The organism is Streptomyces sp. NPDC040405, from assembly GCF_055595765.1.
This window is the reverse complement of the sequence record NZ_JBVIVI010000006.1, coordinates 193,653-208,801: the sequence shown is the minus strand read 5'-3', so window position 1 is coordinate 208,801 and position 15,149 is coordinate 193,653. Positions and strand designations below refer to the sequence as shown.

Genomic DNA, 15,149 nt, shown 5'->3' with positions numbered 1-15,149 from the left:
GCTGGAGGCATCAGACCCATGAACACCCACGGACCGCGGGGCGCTTCCGGCCCCCATCCGCCCCTGCTGGGCCGCCCGGCCCGGGGGCGCAACCCGCTGCGCAGGCGGACGGACCGGGTCCAGTCCTGGTTCACCGCGCTCTTCCTGCTGGTCCTCGTGCTCGGCCTGCCGATGGCCGCGATCAGCGCGGGGAACGCCGCGTACGCGTCGCAGATGCGCGTCGTGCACGACCAGGCCGCGGCGCGGCACCAGGTCACCGCGCGGCTTGCCGAGTCCCCTCCCGGCGGGCCCGGCCAGTCGGACGCCACCGAGCTGAGGATGGCGAAGGTCGGCTGGACCGGCGACGACGGCGCCCGGCACACGGGTGTGGCCACGGTGCCCGGCGGTGCGGACGCGGGTGCGGAGGTACGGGTGTGGGTGGGCCCGGACGGGCATCTCGCCCAGCCGCCCACCTCCCCCTCGACCGCGCGGACGATGGGCTGGTTCACCGGCATGCTGACCGCGGCGGCCGTGGCCGGGGCGGCGTTCGCGGGGCGGGCCCGGGCCCGGCACGTGCTGGACCGCCGCCGGTACGCGCGATGGGAGGCAGAGTGGAAGGTGGTGGAACCCGCGTGGTCCGGCAGGAACCGTCGCTGACCGCTCCCTGGCCGCCCCCGCCGCGGGTTCGTATGCGACGTGAGGAGCAGACAATGCCGCACACAGTGGAGTGGAAGGTCCACCTCTACCTCTTCGAGGACGACGCGGGCCGTACGAAGGCGCGCGTCGAGCTGGACACCGGTGCCGCGGCGCTCACCGGCCGGGGAACGGCACGGCTCAACCCGGAGGACCGGGACATCCCGGTGATCGGCGACGAGCTGGCGGCGGGCCGGGCCCTGAGCGATCTCGGGCAGCAGCTGCTGCGGGCCGCCGAGCACGACATCGACAGCGAGGAGCCACCGGCGCCGCGCAAGCCCCGACCCGGATACGGCTGGGTGGTCTGAGCCCCCGGCTCCCCGGAGGGTCAGCCGCCGGACGGCCGGGACGCGGCCGCGCCCACGTCCTCGGCGGCCTTGGCGAGCAGATCGAGCATGGCCCGCTCCGCGCGCGCGGCGTCCCGGTCGCGTACCGCGTCCAGCACCCGGCGGTGGCTGGGCACCGGGTCGTCGGCGTCCCCGTGGGCGTGCACCAGCCGGTCGCGCTCGCGCAGCCCGGGCTCCAGGACCAGATCGAACCGGGCGAGGAGTTCATTGCCGGTGGCGGCGAGCAGCGCCCGGTGGAAGGCGGCGTCGGCGTCCGCCTCGGCGACCAGGTCGCCCCGGGCGCGTTCCATCGCGGTCAGCGCCGCGTCCAGCGCGGCCAGGTCGGCGTCGGTGCGGCGCAGCGCGGCCCGGTGGGCGGCGGCGGGCTCCACGACGGCGCGTACGTCGGTGAGGTCGCGCATCAGCCGCTCGCCGTCGCCGCCCGCCATGCGCCAGCGGATCACGTCGGCGTCCAGCAGGTTCCACGCGGAGCGGGGGCGCACGTACGTGCCGCGCTTCTGCCGGGCGTCGATGAGCCCCTTTCCGGCCAGCACCTTCAGGGATTCGCGCATCACGGTGAGGCTGACGTCCAGTTCACCGCCGAGGGCCCGTACGTCCAGGACGTCGCCCTCGGCCCAGTGGCCGCCGACGATGCGGGCGCCCAGCCGCTGGACCACCTGGCCGTGCACACCGCGGCCGGAATAGGACGCCATGGGGTTCTCCTCGTCGACGCTGGTCAGCTGGGCATTATTTATGAATACATCTTGACACCCCCCAGGCCCGCCCGGACGATGAACCGACCTCACCGACGAGCACGCCGACCGCGGGGAGCCCCCTGTGACGCAGTCGCCGCACGCCCATCTCCCGGCCACCCTGACCATCTCGCTGTGGGACTTCAGCTGGTACACCCGTACCGGCCCGGGCGAGCCCTTCGCCGATCTGGACCGCGCCTTCGAGGACGCCGTCGCCCGCGGCTACAACACGGTGCGCGTCTGCGCGATGCCGTATCTGCTCTTCGGCTCGGGGCTCGACACCAGTCGGCTGCGGCTGCGCCCGCTGGGCGGCGACTACGGGCAGCGGATGCGCTGGTACGACGTGGGCGCGGTCGCCGAGATCGACGGACGCGCCCAGCTGCGGGCGCTGTTCGAGGCGGCCCTGCGGCACGACTGCTACGTCATCCTCTCCAGCTGGGAGTACCAGCAGAGCCCGTCGTTCGCCGAGGACCGCGCCTGGTTCGACGCGCTGATGGCGATCGATCCCGAAGGGCGCGCCGAGGCGCTCGCGGACGCGCTGGCCGATCTGATCGACTTCCTCGTCGTGCACGGTCTTGACGACCGGATCGCCTTCACCGAGCTGCACAACGAGGTGCAGGGGACCCGGCTCACCGACGGTCTGCGGGGCGAGGACAGGATCGTCGCGCTGCGCCCGCGGCTGGAGCGCGGTCTCGCCCGGTTCCGGGAGCGCCACCCGAACCGGCCGGTCACCGTCAACTACGCCATGGTGCCGGTCGGTTCGCTGCGCGGGGTGCCCCGCGACATCGACGTCGCCGTGTTCCATCCGTACGTCTACGGCGTGCTCGGCGAGCTGATCGACACCTTCGCGATCCGCGACCGCGCCCGGCCCTTCCCCCAGCCGCGGGCCCGCCGGGAGCTGCTGCGCCCCGGCGCGCCCGATCTGGCGGACTGGGTGCCGCCGGAGCGCGACCGGTGGCGGCTGGCGGCCACCACGGTCGGGCCGCGGGAGATCTACGTCCACGACTGGTGCGACCCGGTCAAGTGGGACGCCTGGCTGTACGAGCGGTACGCGACCCACCGGCTGGCGATGGAGCAGAAGCTGGTCACCTGGATCGAGGCCGCCGCGGACTGGGCGGCGGACACGGGCGTGCCGCTGGTCTTCGGCGAGGGCTGGATCGGCTACACGCCGCTGCACGGCACGTTCGAGGAGGGCCCGGTGGGGGCCGCGTTCTGCCGCCGCGCCGTGACCGAGGCGGCGCGGGTCGGCGCGTGGGGCGCGGTGGTGTGCTCCAACGCCGCGCCCCAGCACCCGATGTGGCAGGACATCGCGCTGCAGCGGGAGTGCAACGCCATACTGCGCGGCTGAGCGGCGTCACCCCGAAGCCGCCACCCCGAAGCCCTCACCCCGCAGTCCTCACCACTCGGCGAACGAACCGTCCGAGTGGCGCCAGACGGGCCCGCGCCAGTCGGGCGTGGTCCCGTCGGCGGCGCGCACGGCCCGCTCGTCGACCTCGATGCCGAGCCCGGGCGCGGTCGGCCGGTTGATGTGGCCCTCGTGGAAGCGGAACACCTCGGGGTCGACCACGTAGTCGAGGACTTCGGCGCCGTCGTTGTAGTGGATGCCGATGCTCTGTTCCTGGATCAGGAAGTTGGGGGTTGCGAAGGCGATCTGGAGGCTGGCGGCGAGCGAGACCGGGCCGAGCGGGCAGTGCGGGGCGAGGGGGATGTCGAAGACCTCGGCGAGCGAGGCGATGCGCCGCACCTCGGAGATGCCCCCGGCGTGCGAGAGGTCGGGCTGCAGCACCGCGACCCCGGCCTGCAGGGCGGGCAGCACGTCGGTGCGCGAGTAGAGCCGTTCCCCGGTGGCGATGGGTACGGGCGAGGAGGCGACGAGATCGCCGAGCAGATGGGTGTACTCGGGAAGGACCGGCTCCTCGGCGAACAGCGGGCTGTACGGGGCCAGATGGGGCAGCATCTTGCGCGCGCCCGCGGCGGTGAAGCGGCCGTGGAGGTCGACCGCGAAGTCCCGGTCCGGCCCCAGGGCCTCGCGGGCGGCGGCGGCGCGGGCCACCACGGCGTCGATGTCGGAGACGGTGGGCAGCCGGTTCATCCGCCCGGAGGCGTTCATCTTGACGGCGGTGAATCCCGCCTCGACCTGGGCGGCGACCGCCTCGCCGATCGCGCTGGGCTCATCGCCGCCGACCCAGCAGTAGGCGCGGACCCGGTCCCGTACCGGCCCGCCGAGCAGGACGTGGACGGGGACGCCGAGGGTCTTGCCCGCGATGTCCCACAGCGCCTGGTCCAGTCCGGCGACCGCGCTGGAGAGCACCGGGCCGCCCCGGTAGAAGGAGCCCTTGGTCATGAGCTGCCAGTGGTCCTCGATCCGCGCGGGGTCCTTGCCGACCAGGAGTTCGGACAGCTCATGGACGGCGGTGCGGACGGTGGCGGCGCGGCCCTCGACCACCGGCTCGCCCCAGCCGACGACGCCCTCGTCGGTCTCGACGCGGCACAGCAGCCAGCGCGGCGGGACGGCGAAGGTCTCGACACGGGTGATTTTCACAGGTTGCTCCTTAGGGGGTGTCTTACCGGTCATGCCGGGCTCCCGACGCCTGGCACGGCACCTCGCGGCCCCGCGCTCGTCGCACGCGGCGCCGCTGCGCTCTCCTCACGCGGCTTGCGATGCTCCCCCAGCTACCGCTGGGAGGTGCCCCCTGCACCAGACGCCGCTCGCTGATCCGGCATGACCGACAAGGCACCCCCTAGGAACTGGTTTTCAGCACGCTCCACCCGCCGTCGACCACCAGCGAGGCGCCGGTGACGAACGAGGCGTCGCCGCCGAGCAGGAACGCGATGGCCCCGGCCACCTCCTCCGGGCGGCCGAGGCGGCGGGCCGCGGTCTGCTCGGCGCTGTTGCGCCGGTCCTCCTCGCTGATCCCGGCCCAGGCGCGGGTGAGGACGGGGCCCGGCAGGACGGCGTTGACCCGCACGCCGGGGCCGTACTCGACCGCCAGCTGACGGGTCAGCCCGGTGAGCCCGGCCTTCGCGGCCGCGTAGGCGGGACGGCCGGGGAGCCCGACGAGGGCGTGCACGGACGACACCAGGACCGCGCTCCCCCGGGTGGCCCGCAGGCCGGGGAGGCAGGCGCGGAAGCCCAGGAAAGCGGCGGTGAGGCCGACCGACAGCTGCCGGTTCCACTCGTCGAGGCCGATCGCGTCGGCGGGCCCGATCCGTACCGCGCTGGCGTTGCTGACCAGCCCGGACACCGGTCCATGGGCCTCGGTGGCGGTACGCACCGCCGCGTCCCAGGACGCCTCGTCGGCCACGTCGCAGTGCTGGAAGACGGCCCTGCCGCCGTCGGCGCGGATGTCCCGGGCGGTGTCCTCGCCCTCCTCGCGCAGCACATCGGCGATCAGCACCCCGGCACCGTCAGCGGCCAGTCGGCGGGCGGTGGCCGCGCCGATGCCGCCCGCGGCGCCGGTGACGATCACGCATCCGGACCCCTGAGCGGGGGAAGAAGACCTCACGGTCGATATTAAATATGAATTAATGAGCGCCGCCAAGGGGTCGTGTGACCCGACCGGAGTAAGATTCGCTGCACGTGCCGGAACGAGGCGAGAGCGCATGCAATGGCCGACAGCACCTTCCGCGGATGGCCCCACCACCTCCCCGACCTGATCTCGGACGCCACCCTCGTGGTGGACGAGCGGTGCGTGCTGACCGGCTGGAGCCTCGGAGCCCGGAACCTCCTCGGATACCGCGCCGAGGACGTGGTGGGACACCCGGCGGCCGAGCTGTTCGCCCCCGGCGGCCCGGGGCCGCTCCCCTTCGACACGTACGCCGCCGACGGCGGCAGCCCCGCGGTGCTGCGCCACCGCGACGGCCACGACATACCCACCGTCCTGTGGGCCCAGCCGTGGTCCTTGGGCGACGGGCGCGCCCACTGGCTGCTCCAGGCCACCCGCGAGGAGGCGGTGCGGCGCCAGGACATCGGCCGCGCGCTGCTGGACGGCCTGGGGCTGGCGTCACCCGTGGCCATGAGCGTCTACGACGACCAGTACCGCTGTGTGATGCAGAACGCCGCGCTGCGTCGGCTCAGCGGCGTCCCGGACGAGAAGCGGCTGGGACTCACCCTGGGCGAGACGGTCTCGCAGGTGGACACCTCCGGAATGGAGGCGACCCAGCACCAGGTGCTCCGCCAGGGCGTCGCGGTCGCCGACGTCGAGATCCAGGGCCGGGTGCCCTCCGACCCGGGCCGGGAGCACGTCTGGTCCAACTCGGTCTTTCCGCTCAAGGACCGCTCCGGCGAGGTCTTCGCCGTCTGCCACGCGGTGCTCGACATCACCGAGCGGCACCGCGCCCGGGAGCGGCTCGCGGTGCTGAACGACGCCAGCGCCCGCATCGGCTCCACCCTGGACCTGCTGCACACCGCCCAGGAGCTGGCGGACGTGGCGGTGCCCCGGCTCGCCGACTTCGCCTGTATCGACCTGATCGACTCGGTCTTCGAGGGCGAGGAGCCGCCCATCGGGGCGGTGGCGGGCGAGACCGTGTTCCGGCGCGCCGCGCACCAGTCCATCGTGCCCGGCTCCCCGGAGGCGGTGGCCGACGTGGAGGACGTCGACGTCCACGCGTCCGCGCCGGACTCGCCCTTCGCCCGCGCCCTCGCCACCGGCACCTCCGTGCTGGAGTCGGTGGGCGGCCCGGGGCCGGACCCCGGCTGGCTCGCCGACGATCCGAAGCGGGCCGAGGGCATCACGCGGTGGGGCATCCACTCCTGGATGGTGGTGCCGGTGCGGGCGCGCGGCAGCACCCTCGGAGTGGCGGTGTTCCTGCGGCGGGAGCGCCCCGAGCCGTTCGAACAGGACGATCTGCTGCTGGCCGACGAGATCGTGGCCCGCGCCGCGGTCTGCATCGACAACGCCCGCCGCTACACCCGCGAACGCGGCACCGCCCTCGCCCTCCAGCGCAGCCTGCTCCCCCAGCGGCTGCCGGTGCAGGCGGCGGTGGAGGCCCAGTCGCGCTATCTCCCGGCCGAGAGCCGACTGGGGGTGGGCGGCGACTGGTTCGATGTGATTCCGCTGTCCGGGGCCCGGGTGGCGCTGGTCGTGGGGGACGTGGTCGGCCACGGGATGAAGGCCGCCGTCACCATGGGGCGGCTGCGCACCGCCGTCCGCACCCTGGCCGATCTCGACCTGCCCCCCGACGATCTGCTCGCCCATGTGGACGACCAGGTCCGGCGGCTGGTCGACGAACAGGCCGACGAGGGCCGGGAGTCCGGCGATGCCATCGGGCCCGCGCCCGAACCGGCCATCGACGCCTTCGCCTTCGGCGCCACCTGTGTGTACGCGGTCTACGACCCCATCACCCGGCACCTCACCTTCGCCCGGGCCGGTCATCCCCCGCCCGCCGTCCTCACCCCCGGCGGCCGAACCGAGTTCCTGGACTCCCCGAACGGGCCGCCGCTGGGCGTGGGCGGGCTGCCGTTCGAGGCCACCGAGGTCGAACTGCCCGACCACAGCCTGCTCGTGCTCTACACCGACGGCCTGGTGGAGTCGCGCGACCACGACATCGACGCCGGGCTCGACCGGCTGCGCCGCACCCTGGACGACGGCTGCGGCGATCTGTCGCCGGACGCGGTGTGCGACACCGTCGTCTCCCGGCTGATCCCGGGCCATCCGTCCGACGACGTGGCGCTGCTGGTGGCGCGCACCCGGGCGCTGAGCGACGACCACTGCGCCGCCTGGGATCTGCCCGCCGAGCCCGCGGTCGTCTCGCGGGCCCGGGCCCAGGTGGCGAGCCAGCTGGCGCGATGGCAGCTGGGCCATCTCGCGGCCACCACCCAGGTCGTGGTCACCGAGCTGCTCACCAACGCGATCGTGCACGCCCGCAGCCCGATCCAGCTGCGGCTGGTCAGAAACCAGTCGCTGATCTGCGAGGTGTCCGACAGCAGCGCGGCCGCCCCGCATCTGCGCCGGGCCGGACGGATGGACGAGGGCGGCCGCGGCCTGTTCCTCATCGCCCAGCTCAGCCAGCGCTGGGGCACTCGGTACTCCGGCGACCGCAAGACCATCTGGGCCGAGCAGTCGCTGAACGGTCCGCACCGGTAGGGCGGGTCCGGCGACTCTCGGTGATGCCTCGGCCGGCCGGCCGTACGACGTCGTGCGGCCGGCCCAGCCCAGGGGTGGTGTTCTGCCGGTTGGCGGGCTCAGGCGGTGGCGAGGCCGGCCTTGAGGGCGGTGGTGATGCGTACGACGCGCTCGGCTTGGACGCGGGCGGCATCGCGGGTGGTCTGGTCGACGGGGTTGTTGCCCTGGGCGTCGACGTGGGAGGTGCCGTAGGGGTTGCCGTCGGCGAACTTGACGGGGTCGGTGTAGCCGGGGGCGACGACAATGCCGCCGAAGTGATGGAAGGAGTTGTACAGGGCGAGCAGGGTGGATTCCTGGCCGCCATGCGTGGTGGCGGAGGAGGCGAAGCCGCTGTAGACCTTGTCGGCGAGCTTGCCCTGCGCCCACAGGCCGCCGAGCGTGTCGATGAACTGCTTCAGCTGCGAGGCGATGTTGCCGAAGCGAGTGGGGGAGCCGAAGATCACGGCGTCGGCCCATTCGATGTCGGCCGGGGTGGCCTCGGGGATGTCGGCGGTGGCGGCGGCGTTGGCGGCCCAGGCGGCGTTGGCGTCGATCACGTCCCGCGGGGCCAGTTCGGCTGCCTTGAGCAGTCGGACCTCGGCGCCGGCCTTCTCCGCGTACTGGGCGATCTGCTTGCTGACCTCGGTGTTCGTACCGGTGGAGGAGTAGTAGACGACGGCTACCTTGATCGGGGTGCTCACGGTTGCGGTCTCCGTTCCGTTGGTGTCGTTCGTTCGATTGCGGCTGAATATGCCCATGACAGATTTCCTTGGGATTCGTGCCCGCGACCGGACACTAGTTGAACCGTAAACCAAATGCTAGCCTCGTACAACGTTCAACTACGCACGGACAGGAAGGACCGCACCATGACCCGCCCCCTCGACATCCGGCGCGCCAACGAGCGTTTCCACACCCGCGCCGGCTGGCTCGACTCGCGCCACTCCTTCTCCTTCTCGCACCACCGGGACCCCAAAAACACCCACTTCGGGCTCCTGCTGGTCTCCAACGACGATGTCGTCGCCCCCGGCACCGGCTTCGAGACCCACCCCCACCGGGACATGGAGATCATCACCTGGGTCCTCGACGGCGGCCTCGTCCACCAGGACTCCGAGGGCCACAACGGGGTGATCTACCCCGGCCTCGCCCAGCGGATGAGCGCCGGCACCGGCATCCTCCACAGCGAGAAAAACGACTCCTGGACCCTGACCGGCCAGCCCGAGCACCACGACCCCGTCCACTTCATCCAGATGTGGACCATCCCTGACGAGTCCGGCATCCGCCCCGGCTACGAACAGCTCGACATCAACGACGAACTCACCCACGGCGGCTGGACCACCCTCGCCTCCGGGATGCCCGGGCACGACAACCAGCGCGCGATCGGCATCCGGCAGAAGCACGCCGCCCTGCACGTCGCCCGCATCCGCCCCACCGAGACCCTGCAGATTGCCACCGCCCCCTTCGTCCACCTCTTCGTCGCGCGCGGCAGCGCCGAAATGGAGGGCGCGGGGGCGCTGGCCACCGGCGACGCGGCCCGGATCACCAGCGCGGAGGGCCAGCGCCTCACCGCAGGCCCCGACGGCGCCGAAGTACTCATGTGGGAGATGAACGCCACCATCTCCATGGCCTGACCCCCAGCCCCCAAGGCCGCTCCATCGAGTCGGTACGTCGCCGCGCGTGGATCCGCATCCTTGCTTCGACACGACCCGGAGGCAAGGACCCGTGGCGCGGCGGCCGACCGTCACGAGTGCGCAGATCGCCCAGCCAGGCGGCGCGGAGCCTGGTGGGGGCCCGCTCGGGGCTCATCGGGGTCGTCATCCGGGACCTGGCGAACCGTTCCATCCGGTGATGGTCAAGGCGATGGAGCGGGTGTTGCACGAGCAGGGTCTGCGCCTGTCGCTGGTCACGGATGTGATGACCGCCGAGGAGGGCCTGGCTCTGTTGCGGCACTGGCGAGCACGGCGCGGCAGCGCGGCCGCGGATTCCGCGAGCGGGTGCGATCCAGCGAAGGCATCACGGTGATGTGGCGGGCTGTGACGCTGTTCCTCGGCCTCGGCGCACGCCACGGTCTACGCCCCCCTGCCCGCGCTGTAGTGCAGCATGCTGACGACGCATCGGCGAAGTCGCGGCACACTCTGGCCCACCGGGGGAAGGTCACCCAGGGACCGGGGCACTCTGCAACTGCTCGATCGCGTGGACAAGGGGGGCGAGTTCCGGTGCGGCGGCCGCCGCGTCGAGGGCTTCGCGCAGGGCCGCGTTGTTGGTGGGGCGGGCTTCCTCCAGCAGGCGCCTGCCCTTGTCGGTGACATCGGTGTAGATGCCGCGCCGGTCGGTGGGACACAGGTAGCGGGCGAGCAGGCCGCGGTTCTCCAGCCGGGTGACCAGACGGGTGGCCGCGCTCTGGCTGAGGACGACGGACTCGGCGACCTGGCGCATCTGCAGGTGGCCGCCCTCGCCCTCGTACTGCCGGCTGAGGACGTCGAGCAAGGAGTACTCGCGCGCGCTCAGGTCGTGCGCGGCCTGGAGAGCGCGTTCGACGCTGCTCTCGATGCGCCCGTGCAGCAGCGAGAGCGCGCACCAGCTGTGGGCGAGAGCGGTCATCGCAGGGTCTGTGGCGGTCATGTCGGCTCCCTCGGTCCGGCCGGTCGACTGGGGCGCACCGCGGAACAGCACCCCTTAGTCACGTACGCCACTATAGCGCGTTTGCCAATATGCGGCGTGTGCAATTATTGTTGATGCCTGCAAGTCGCTTGCGCCTCTATTCGCTGTCTGCATGGTAAGGACATATGTCATGCCGCTCGCACTGCTGGCCCTGGCCATCGGGGCCTTCGGGATCGGGACCACCGAATTCGTGATCATGGGGCTGCTGCCCCAGGTCGCCGGAGACCTCGGAGTGTCCGTGCCGACGGCCGGCCTGCTGGTCACCGGTTATGCGCTCGGCGTCATGGGCGGCGCGCCGATCATGACGGCTCTCGGCACCAGGATCTCCCGGAAGAACATGCTCATGCTGCTCATGGGCCTGTTCATCGTGGGGAACGTCATCTCCGCCGTGGCTCCCGTCTTCGCCGTCATGCTCATCGGCCGGGTCGTGGCCTCGCTGGCCCATGGAGCATTCTTCGGCATCGGCTCCGTGGTCGCCGCCGAACTGGTGGCACCGGAGAAGAAGGCCGGGGCGATCTCCCTGATGTTCACCGGGCTGACCGTGGCGAACGTGGTCGGAGTCCCGCTGGGCACGTTCGTCGGTCAGAGCGCGGGCTGGCGCGTCACCTTCCTGATCGTCGCGGCCCTCGGTGTCATCGGCCTGGCCGGTGTCGCCAAGCTGGTCCCGGATCTGCCCAAGCCCGAGGGCGTACAACTGCGGCACGAGGTGGCGGCGTTCAAGAACCCCCAGGTACTGCTGGCCATGGCGATGACCGTGCTCGGCTTCGGAGGTGTCTTCGCCGCGATCACCTACATCGCCCCGATGGTGACCGAGGTCAGCGGTTACGCGGACTCCTCCGTCACCTGGCTGATGGTGCTCTTCGGACTGGGCATGGTGGCCGGGAACCTCATCGGAGGACGGTTCGCCGACCGCCGGCTCATGCCGATGCTCTTCACGGCCCTTGGCGGTCTCGCGGTCGTCCTGGCGCTGTTCACCGTCGGCGCGTCGAACAAGGCCGCGGCGGCCGTGGCCGTCTTCCTCATCGGCGCGCTGGGCTTCGCCACCGTCCCCCCGCTCCAGAAGCGGGTCCTGGACCACGCGCACGGCGCCCCCACGCTGGCGTCAGCCGCCAACATCGGTGCCTTCAACCTGGGCAACGCCCTCTCCGCCTGGCTCGGCGGCATCGTGATCTCCGCCGGGTACGGCTACACCGCCCCCAACGCCGTGGGCGCCGTACTCGCCGCCGCCGCTCTCGTCCTCGCGTTCGTCTCGCAGCGCCTGGAGCACCGCTCCGGGCCCCTCGCCGCCCGGTCCCAGCAGCCTGTCACCGGGCGGGCGGACACGTCGGCCGCTGGCGTCGTCCACCACTGACCCCGGCGCGCCCCTGCGACGAAGTGCCCCTCTCCACAGCACCCTCAGCGAAAGGAAAGAACCACATGAGCACCACCGCAGTCGCCCCGCTGACCACCGAGGACGCGGACGTACTCGTCCTCGCCGCCCGCCGCGCCGCGGAGGCGGCCGGCGTACACGTCAGCGTCACGGTCCTGGACGCGGGCGGCCACCTGCTGGCCTTCCGCCGGGACGACCGGGCCGTGCTGATCTCCGGCGAGACCAGCACCCGTAAGGCGTACACCTCTCTCCAGCTCGACGCCCCGACGGCCGACCTGGTGGATCTGGTCAAGCCCAACGGCCCCTTCCACTCCCTGCCCACCGCTCTGGACCAGCCCCTGCTGTTCATCGCGGGCGGAGTACCGGTCCACCGGGACGGACGACTGGTCGGTGCGCTCGGACTCGGCGGCGGCGCCCCCGAACAGGACCACGCCTTCGCCACAGCCGCCCTCCGGGCGCTCTGAGCCACCCCTCGTCCCTCCCCGACTTCCCGCCTCTCTCCCGCACTCGGCGCGAGAAGGAACACCCAGAAAGGCGATTGTCATCATGACGTCGATTCCGAATGTGACGCTGAACAACGGTGTCGCGATGCCGCAGTTGGGCTTCGGTGTCTTCCAGGTCCCCGACGACGAGACCACCGCCGCGGTCAGCAGCGCCCTGGAGGCCGGCTACCGCAGCATCGACACCGCCGCCGTCTACGGCAACGAACGCGGAGTCGGCCGCGCGCTGGCCGCCTCCGGCATCCCCCGCGGGGAACTGTTCGTCACGACCAAGCTGTGGAACGACGACCAGGGCTACGACGCGACCCTCGCGGCCTTCGACACCTCCCTGGAGAAGCTCGGCCTGGACCACATCGACCTCTACCTGATCCACTGGCCCACACCGGCCCGTGACCGGTACCTCGACACCTGGCGCGCCTTCGAAAAGCTGCTCGCCGACGGCCGGACCCGCGCCATCGGGGTGTCCAATTTCCAGGTGCCCCACCTTCAGCGCCTGCTGGAGCACACCGGCATCACCCCGGTGATCAACCAGGTCGAGCTGCACCCCGCCCTCCAGCAGAGCGAGCTGCGCGCCTTCCACGCGGAGCACCGGATCGCCACCGAGGCATGGAGTCCGCTGGCCCAGGGCGCGGTCCTCGACGCCCAGCCCATCGTGGACATCGCCGGCAGGTACGGCGTCAGCCCCGCCCAGGTGGTGCTGCGCTGGCACCTCCACACCGGCAACGTGGTCATCCCCAAGTCGGTCACCCCGGAGCGCATCCGGCAGAACCTCGACGTCTTCGGCTTCGAGCTGAGCGACGACGACATCGCCGCCATCGCCGGCCTCGACGCCGGCACACGCACGGGCCCGGACCCCGACACCCTCAACTGATCGGCCGGCATCAACCGTTCACCTCTCCAGGAGGGCATCGCACCGTGAATATCGACCTTTCCGGCCGGACCGCGCTCGTCACCGGTTCCACCCAAGGCATCGGTTACGCCATCGCCGCCGGCCTCGCGCGCGCCGGAGCGCGCGTCGCCGTCAACGGCAGGCGCGCCGAGACCGTCGAACAGGCCGTGCGGAGGCTGCGCGGCGAGACGGACAGCGACGACATCGTTGCCGCACCCGGTGACCTGGCGGACGAGGGCGGCACACGAGCCGTCCTGGACGCCGTTCCGCAGGTGGACATCCTCGTCAACAACCTCGGAATCTTCGGCGCGACCCCGCCGCTGCAGATCGACGACGCCGAGTGGCGCCGCTACTTCGAGGTCAACGTGCTCTCCGCCGTGCGACTGATCCGCGCCTGTCTGCCCGGCATGGCTTCGCCAAGGAGGCCGCCGGTACGGGTGTCACCGTCAACTCCGTGACCGCCGGACCCACGCACACCGGCGGGGTGGAGGACTTCGTCCGCCAACTCGTCGGCGACGAACTGCCCTGGGACGAGGCGCAGCACCAGTTCATGGTCGAGCACCGCCCTCAGTCCCTGCTCCAGCGCCTCATCGAGCCCGAAGAGATCGCGAACATGGTGGTCTACCTCAGCTCCCCCTACGCCTCCGCCACCACCGGCGGCGCACTGCGGGTCGACGGCGGCTACATCGACTCGATCGTGCCCTGACACCACCACGTACGGCACGCGCGTATGAGGCCGGACGGCGCACGAAAGCGCCGTCCGGCCGGCCAAGGGCCAAAGGCCAAAGACCAAGGAAGAAGGGTGCTCCTCATGAGCCTCACCACACTGCTGCCCGGTCGCCTCGGATTCGGTACCGCACCGCTGGGCAACATGTTCCGCGCGATCCCGGAGGAGGAGGCCCAGGCAACGCTGCGGGCCGCCTGGGACCAGGGGATCCGCTACTTCGACAGCGCTCCGTTCTACGGCGCGGGCCTCGCCGAGATCCGTCTCGGGGAGATGCTCGCCCAGCACCCGCGGGACTCCTTCGTCCTGTCGACGAAGGTCGGCCGGATCATTCACGGCGAGCCCGAGGACCCCTCCGGCCGCGATCTCGGCGAGAAGGGCGGCCTGTTCGAGCACGGCCGGCCGAACAAGGTGACCGACGACTACTCGGCCGACGCCACCAAGCGCTCGATCGAGGACAGCCTCCGGCGGCTGAACACCGACCGGCTGGACATCGTCTGGGTGCACGACATCGCCCAGGACTTCCACGGCGACCGCTGGCTGGCCCAGTTCGAGACCGCCCGCACAGGCGCCTTCCGCGTCCTGGACGACCTGCGCGACCAGGGCGTCATCAAGGCGTGGGGACTCGGCGTCAACCGTGTCGAGCCGGTCGAGCTGACCCTCGCCCTGGACGAGCCCCGACCCGACGGCTTCCTGCTCGCCGGCCGCTACACCCTCCTCGACCACCGCCAGGCACTGCAGCGGCTCCTGCCCACCGCCCGGGAGCAGGGCGTCGACATGGTCGTCGGCGGCCCCTACAGCTCCGGTGTCCTCGCCGGCGGCACCCACTTCGAGTACCAGCAGGCCCCGGACGACATCGTGGAGAAGGTCCGCCGTATCAGCGGCCTCGCCGAGCGGTACGGCGTGACCGTCAAGGCGACGGCGCTCCAGTTCTCCCTGGCCCACCCTGCCGCCGCGGCCGCCATCCCCGGCGCCACCCGCCCGTCGCGCATCGCCGAGGACCTGGCAGCCCTGCGGGAAGAGATCCCCGCCGGTTTCTGGGACGAACTCCGGGCGGCCGGCCTGCTCGATCCTGCCGCGCCGCTTCCGGCCGCCACCTGAGCCACCCGCGCCGCAGCATCTGGGCCGAGCAGTCGCTGAACGGTCCATCCCGGT

The 15,149-nt window shown here is 71.9% G+C and carries 15 protein-coding genes and 1 pseudogene; 11 read left to right on the top strand and 5 right to left on the bottom strand.

Translation table 11 applies throughout. The annotated features are described in order from the left end of the window. The first annotated feature begins 18 nt into the window (after positions 1-18). Entirely contained in the window at positions 19-636 is a 618-nt protein-coding gene (locus tag ACZ59A_RS25280; RefSeq protein WP_470962351.1) for an Rv1733c family protein, read from the top strand. 53 nt (positions 637-689) lie between these two features. Further along, a complete protein-coding gene (locus tag ACZ59A_RS25275) occupies positions 690-980 on the top strand; it encodes a DUF1876 domain-containing protein (protein WP_470962348.1) in 291 nt (96 codons plus the stop codon). Between the two features lie 20 nt (positions 981-1,000). Here the strand turns inward: ACZ59A_RS25275 and ACZ59A_RS25270 are convergent, their stop codons facing one another. Beyond that, entirely contained in the window at positions 1,001-1,711 is a 711-nt protein-coding gene (locus ACZ59A_RS25270; protein ID WP_470962345.1) for a FadR/GntR family transcriptional regulator, read from the bottom strand. Between the two features lie 124 nt (positions 1,712-1,835). On the opposite strand from ACZ59A_RS25270, the gene ACZ59A_RS25265 reads away from it, so the two are divergent. After that, positions 1,836-3,098 carry a cellulase-like family protein gene (locus ACZ59A_RS25265; protein WP_470962342.1) on the top strand — a complete coding sequence of 421 codons (1,263 nt, stop codon included), beginning with the start codon at positions 1,836-1,838 and terminating at the stop codon, positions 3,096-3,098. A 48-nt stretch (positions 3,099-3,146) separates the two neighbouring features. Here the strand turns inward: ACZ59A_RS25265 and dgoD are convergent, their stop codons facing one another. Together dgoD and ACZ59A_RS25255 are read right to left on the bottom strand one after the other, a co-directional pair. Continuing rightward, a complete protein-coding gene (gene dgoD, locus ACZ59A_RS25260) occupies positions 3,147-4,292 on the bottom strand; it encodes a galactonate dehydratase (RefSeq protein ID WP_470962339.1) in 1,146 nt (381 codons plus the stop codon). 199 nt (positions 4,293-4,491) lie between these two features. Further along, positions 4,492-5,220 carry an SDR family NAD(P)-dependent oxidoreductase gene (locus ACZ59A_RS25255; RefSeq protein ID WP_470962336.1) on the bottom strand — a complete coding sequence of 243 codons (729 nt, stop codon included), beginning with the start codon at positions 5,218-5,220 and terminating at the stop codon, positions 4,492-4,494. Between the two features lie 138 nt (positions 5,221-5,358). On the opposite strand from ACZ59A_RS25255, the gene ACZ59A_RS25250 reads away from it, so the two are divergent. Further along, entirely contained in the window at positions 5,359-7,836 is a 2,478-nt protein-coding gene (locus ACZ59A_RS25250; RefSeq protein WP_470962333.1) for a SpoIIE family protein phosphatase, read from the top strand. A gap of 98 nt (positions 7,837-7,934) precedes the next feature. Here the strand turns inward: ACZ59A_RS25250 and wrbA are convergent, their stop codons facing one another. Beyond that, on the bottom strand, positions 7,935-8,555 hold the full coding sequence (gene wrbA / locus ACZ59A_RS25245; protein WP_470962331.1) for an NAD(P)H:quinone oxidoreductase: 621 nt from the start codon (positions 8,553-8,555) through the stop codon (positions 7,935-7,937). A 165-nt stretch (positions 8,556-8,720) separates the two neighbouring features. Here wrbA and ACZ59A_RS25240 point away from each other — a divergent pair, with 165 nt between their 5' ends. Beyond that, positions 8,721-9,482, top strand: coding sequence for a pirin family protein (locus tag ACZ59A_RS25240; RefSeq protein WP_470962329.1), 762 nt, complete (start codon positions 8,721-8,723; stop codon positions 9,480-9,482). A gap of 217 nt (positions 9,483-9,699) precedes the next feature. Next, entirely contained in the window at positions 9,700-9,873 is a 174-nt protein-coding gene (locus tag ACZ59A_RS25235) for a hypothetical protein (RefSeq protein WP_470962327.1), read from the top strand. Between the two features lie 132 nt (positions 9,874-10,005). Here the strand turns inward: ACZ59A_RS25235 and ACZ59A_RS25230 are convergent, their stop codons facing one another. Continuing rightward, positions 10,006-10,473 (bottom strand): MarR family winged helix-turn-helix transcriptional regulator, encoded by a 468-nt coding sequence (locus ACZ59A_RS25230; protein ID WP_470962325.1) that lies wholly within the window; start codon positions 10,471-10,473, stop codon positions 10,006-10,008. 169 nt (positions 10,474-10,642) lie between these two features. Here ACZ59A_RS25230 and ACZ59A_RS25225 point away from each other — a divergent pair, with 169 nt between their 5' ends. The 5 genes and pseudogenes from ACZ59A_RS25225 (at position 10,643) to ACZ59A_RS25205 (ending at position 15,095) form a co-directional block, all read left to right on the top strand. Beyond that, positions 10,643-11,863 carry an MFS transporter gene (locus ACZ59A_RS25225; protein WP_470962323.1) on the top strand — a complete coding sequence of 407 codons (1,221 nt, stop codon included), beginning with the start codon at positions 10,643-10,645 and terminating at the stop codon, positions 11,861-11,863. A gap of 65 nt (positions 11,864-11,928) precedes the next feature. Then, positions 11,929-12,345 (top strand): GlcG/HbpS family heme-binding protein, encoded by a 417-nt coding sequence (locus ACZ59A_RS25220; protein WP_470962321.1) that lies wholly within the window; start codon positions 11,929-11,931, stop codon positions 12,343-12,345. Positions 12,346-12,427: 82 nt separating this feature from the next. Beyond that, positions 12,428-13,252, top strand: coding sequence for an aldo/keto reductase (locus tag ACZ59A_RS25215; RefSeq protein ID WP_470962319.1), 825 nt, complete (start codon positions 12,428-12,430; stop codon positions 13,250-13,252). 44 nt (positions 13,253-13,296) lie between these two features. Then, positions 13,297-13,976: pseudogene (locus ACZ59A_RS25210) on the top strand (SDR family NAD(P)-dependent oxidoreductase). A gap of 105 nt (positions 13,977-14,081) precedes the next feature. Then, positions 14,082-15,095: an aldo/keto reductase gene (locus ACZ59A_RS25205; RefSeq protein WP_468043916.1), complete on the top strand. Its 1,014-nt coding sequence runs from the start codon at positions 14,082-14,084 to the stop codon at positions 15,093-15,095. Positions 15,096-15,149: the final 54 nt, after the last annotated feature.

Bases quoted from the DNA above. Each gene is read 5' to 3' on its own strand.
- ACZ59A_RS25280 (WP_470962351.1), top strand. From the start codon at position 19: ATGAACACCCACGGACCGCGGGGCGCTTCCGGCCCCCATCCGCCCCTG.
- ACZ59A_RS25275 (WP_470962348.1), top strand. From the start codon at position 690: ATGCCGCACACAGTGGAGTGGAAGGTCCACCTCTACCTCTTCGAGGAC.
- ACZ59A_RS25270 (WP_470962345.1), bottom strand. From the start codon at position 1,711: ATGGCGTCCTATTCCGGCCGCGGTGTGCACGGCCAGGTGGTCCAGCGG.
- ACZ59A_RS25250 (WP_470962333.1), top strand. From the start codon at position 5,359: ATGGCCGACAGCACCTTCCGCGGATGGCCCCACCACCTCCCCGACCTG.
- ACZ59A_RS25240 (WP_470962329.1), top strand. From the start codon at position 8,721: ATGACCCGCCCCCTCGACATCCGGCGCGCCAACGAGCGTTTCCACACC.
- ACZ59A_RS25235 (WP_470962327.1), top strand. From the start codon at position 9,700: ATGGTCAAGGCGATGGAGCGGGTGTTGCACGAGCAGGGTCTGCGCCTG.
- ACZ59A_RS25230 (WP_470962325.1), bottom strand. From the start codon at position 10,473: ATGACCGCCACAGACCCTGCGATGACCGCTCTCGCCCACAGCTGGTGC.
- ACZ59A_RS25225 (WP_470962323.1), top strand. From the start codon at position 10,643: ATGCCGCTCGCACTGCTGGCCCTGGCCATCGGGGCCTTCGGGATCGGG.
- ACZ59A_RS25220 (WP_470962321.1), top strand. From the start codon at position 11,929: ATGAGCACCACCGCAGTCGCCCCGCTGACCACCGAGGACGCGGACGTA.
- ACZ59A_RS25215 (WP_470962319.1), top strand. From the start codon at position 12,428: ATGACGTCGATTCCGAATGTGACGCTGAACAACGGTGTCGCGATGCCG.
- ACZ59A_RS25205 (WP_468043916.1), top strand. From the start codon at position 14,082: ATGAGCCTCACCACACTGCTGCCCGGTCGCCTCGGATTCGGTACCGCA.